Origin of the sequence: Streptomyces sp. CAI-85, assembly GCF_013363615.1 — a bacterium.
Classification (GTDB): domain Bacteria; phylum Actinomycetota; class Actinomycetes; order Streptomycetales; family Streptomycetaceae; genus Streptomyces; species Streptomyces antibioticus_B.
Window position 1 is genome coordinate 1 of record NZ_JAANNX010000150.1, and the last position, 2,965, is coordinate 2,965.

At 68.6% G+C, this 2,965-nt stretch carries 5 protein-coding genes; all 5 read right to left on the minus strand.

Features of this window, described 5'->3' with window-relative positions; translation table 11 throughout:
* Positions 1-424, minus strand: a 424-nt coding sequence (locus G6W55_RS37205) for an aminotransferase class V-fold PLP-dependent enzyme (protein WP_175525012.1), incomplete at its 3' end; no start/stop codon positions are given.
* On the minus strand, positions 421-1,212 hold the full coding sequence (gene sufC / locus G6W55_RS37210; protein WP_175525013.1) for a Fe-S cluster assembly ATPase SufC: 792 nt from the start codon (positions 1,210-1,212) through the stop codon (positions 421-423). The genes G6W55_RS37205 and sufC, both read right to left, overlap by 4 nt.
* Positions 1,213-1,219: 7 nt before the next feature.
* Complete coding sequence (locus G6W55_RS37215) at positions 1,220-1,540, minus strand: non-heme iron oxygenase ferredoxin subunit (RefSeq protein ID WP_030791239.1); 321 nt, start codon at positions 1,538-1,540, stop codon at positions 1,220-1,222.
* Entirely contained in the window at positions 1,540-2,718 is a 1,179-nt protein-coding gene (gene sufD, locus G6W55_RS37220) for a Fe-S cluster assembly protein SufD (RefSeq protein ID WP_175525014.1), read from the minus strand. The genes G6W55_RS37215 and sufD overlap by 1 nt, the downstream gene beginning before the upstream one ends.
* A 59-nt stretch (positions 2,719-2,777) precedes the next feature.
* The coding region (locus tag G6W55_RS37225) for a SufD family Fe-S cluster assembly protein (protein ID WP_175525015.1) at positions 2,778-2,965 on the minus strand (188 nt) is incomplete at its 5' end.

The following is a 2,965-nucleotide window of genomic DNA, read 5'->3' on the forward strand; positions in this document are numbered from 1 at the left end:
GCTGCCACGGCACGATGTTGGAGTGGTGCTCCATCTCCGTGATGACGATCTCGGTCTCGGCGTCCACGCGGTAGGGCTCGTCGGCCCAGCCCAGCATGTTCGCCACGAGGTTCAGCGACTCCGAGGCGTTCTTGGTGAAGATCACCTCGTCGCGGCTGGGCGCGTTGATGAAACGGGCGACCTTGTCACGGGCGCCCTCGTACAGCGCCGTGGCCTCCTCGGCGAGGACATGGACGCCGCGGTGGACGTTGGCGTTGTAGCGCTCGTAGTACTCGCTGAGCGCGTCGAGCACCTGGCGCGGCTTCTGGCTGGTCGCCGCGTTGTCCAGATACACGAGCTTCTTGCCGTCGTGGATCGCCCGGTCCAGGATCGGGAAGTCCTTGCGGAGCGCCTCTGTGTCGAGGAGGCCCGGCATCTGTGTCACGCGACTTCCTCCTTTGAGTGGCCTCCGGCCACGGAGCCACCCTTCACGTATGCCTCGTAGCCCTCGTTCTCCAGCTTGTCCGCGAGCTCGGCGCCGCCGGACTCGACGATGCGGCCGCCGGAGAAGACGTGGACGTAATCGGGCTTGATGTAGCGCAGGATGCGCGTGTAGTGCGTGATCAGCAGGGTGCCGACCTCGCCGGTCTCGCGGACGCGGTTGACGCCCTCGGAGACGATACGAAGGGCGTCGACGTCCAGACCGGAGTCCGTCTCGTCGAGGATCGCGACCTTCGGCTTGAGCAGTTCGAGCTGGAGGATCTCGTGGCGCTTCTTCTCACCGCCGGAGAAGCCCTCGTTGACGTTGCGCTCGGCGAAGGAGGGGTCCATGTTCAGGCGCTGCATGGCCTCCTTGACCTCCTTGACCCAGGTGCGCAGCTTGGGGGCCTCGCCGCGGACGGCGGTGGCGGAGGTGCGCAGGAAGTTGGAGACCGAGACACCGGGGACCTCGACCGGGTACTGCATGGCCAGGAAGAGGCCGGCGCGGGCGCGCTCGTCGACGGACATCTCCAGGACGTCCTCGCCGTCGAGCAGCACGGTGCCGCCGGTGATCGTGTACTTGGGGTGCCCGGCGAGGGAGTAGGCGAGGGTGGACTTGCCGGAGCCGTTGGGGCCCATGATGGCGTGCGTCTCGCCCTGCTTCACGGTGAGGTCGACGCCCTTGAGGATCTCCTTCGTGGCGTTGTCGGCCTCGACGGTGACGTGCAGGTCTCGGATTTCAAGCGTTGCCATGGTGGCCTCAGGACTCCTGGGTGAGGGAGACGAGCACGTCGTCCCCTTCGATCTTGACGGGGTATACGGGGACGGGGCGCGTCGCGGGAAGGCCGGACGGCTTGCCGGTGCGGAGGTCGAACGCGGATCCGTGCAGCCAGCACTCGATCTGGCAGTCCTCCACCTCGCCCTCGGAGAGCGAGACGTTGGCGTGCGAACAGATGTCGTGGATGGCGAACACCTCGCCCTCGGTCTGCACCAGCGAGACCGGCGTGCCGTCGAGTTCCACCCGCTTCGGGGTGTCCTCCTCCAGCTCGCTCAGTCCGCAGGCGCGTACGAAGGCGGCCATCAGACCGTGGCCTCCAGCTCGGTCTCGATCCGGGCGATCAGCCGCTCCTCGATGTCCGGGACACCGATCTGCTGGACCAGTTCGGCGAAGAAGCCGCGGACCACCAGACGGCGGGCCTCGTCGGCCGGGATGCCGCGGGCCATCAGGTAGAAGAGCTGCTCGTCGTCGAAGCGGCCGGTGGCGGAGGCGTGGCCGGCGCCCACGATCTCGCCGGTCTCGATCTCCAGGTTGGGCACCGAGTCCACGCGCGCGCCGTCCGTGAGGACGAGGTTGCGGTTCATCTCGTAGGTGTCCGTGCCCTCGGCCCTGGCCTCGATCAGCACGTCACCGATCCACACGGCGTGCGCGTCGTCGCCCTGGAGCGCGCCCTTGTAGACGACGTTGGACTTGCAGTGCGGGACGTTGTGGTCGACCAGGAGACGGTGCTCCTGGTGCTGGCCGGCGTCCGTGAAGTACAGGCCGAACAACTCGGCCTCGCCGCCGGTGCCGGCGTAGGTCACACGCGGGTGCAGCCGTACGACGTCGCCGCCGAAGGTGACGACGACGGACTTGAAGGAGGCGTCGCGGCCGATCAGGGCGTTGTGCTGGGCCGCGTGCACGGCCTTGTCGTCCCAGTCCTGGACGGAGACGACGGTGAGCTTGGCGCCGTCGCCCAGGAGGTAGTCGACGTTGGCGGCGAGCACGGCGTCACCGGTGTGGTCGATGACGACGACGGCCTCGGCGAAGGCGCCCAGTTCGATCACCTGGTGGGCGAAGGCGGTGCCGCCCTCGCCGTGCACGGCGATCCGGACGGGCTCGGTGAGGACCGTGTCCTTGGGGACGGTGATCACTCCGGCCTGCTCGAACGCGGAGTACGCCTGGGCGGCGATCCGGTCCACCGGGGTGCCGGCCCGGCCGAGGCGGGCGTCGTCGCGGCCGACGGTCTCGACGGTGACGCCCTCGGGGGCCTGGACGTCGACCTTGACGCCGCCGGTGGCGACCGCGGTGCCGTCGTGGAGCCCGCGCAGGCGCTCCAGCGGGGTGAACCGCCACTCCTCCTCACGGCCGTGCGGGACCGGGAAGTCCGCGACGTCGAAGGAGGGGGGCGCGCTCATGCGCGTGGCGACGGTCGACTCGGCGGCGACCGCGATCGCGCCGGCGGTGGTGGAGCCCACCGGGATACTCTGAGCCTCAGCCATGGCTGTCGTAATGCTCGCTTTCCGTTACGTAAGGGGCTGGACGGGGTGCGGGGCGGTGATCAGCCGACCGCGCCCTCCATCTGAAGCTCGATCAGCCGGTTCAGCTCCAGCGCGTACTCCATCGGCAGCTCCTTCGCGATGGGCTCGACGAAGCCGCGCACGATCATGGCCATCGCCTCGAACTCGCTGAGGCCGCGGCTCATCAGGTAGAAGAGCTGGTCCTCGGAGACCTTGGAGACGGTCGCCT

Bases quoted from the DNA above. Each gene is read 5' to 3' on its own strand.
- sufC (WP_175525013.1), bottom strand. From the start codon at position 1,212: ATGGCAACGCTTGAAATCCGAGACCTGCACGTCACCGTCGAGGCCGAC.
- G6W55_RS37215 (WP_030791239.1), bottom strand. From the start codon at position 1,540: ATGGCCGCCTTCGTACGCGCCTGCGGACTGAGCGAGCTGGAGGAGGAC.
- sufD (WP_175525014.1), bottom strand. From the start codon at position 2,718: ATGGCTGAGGCTCAGAGTATCCCGGTGGGCTCCACCACCGCCGGCGCG.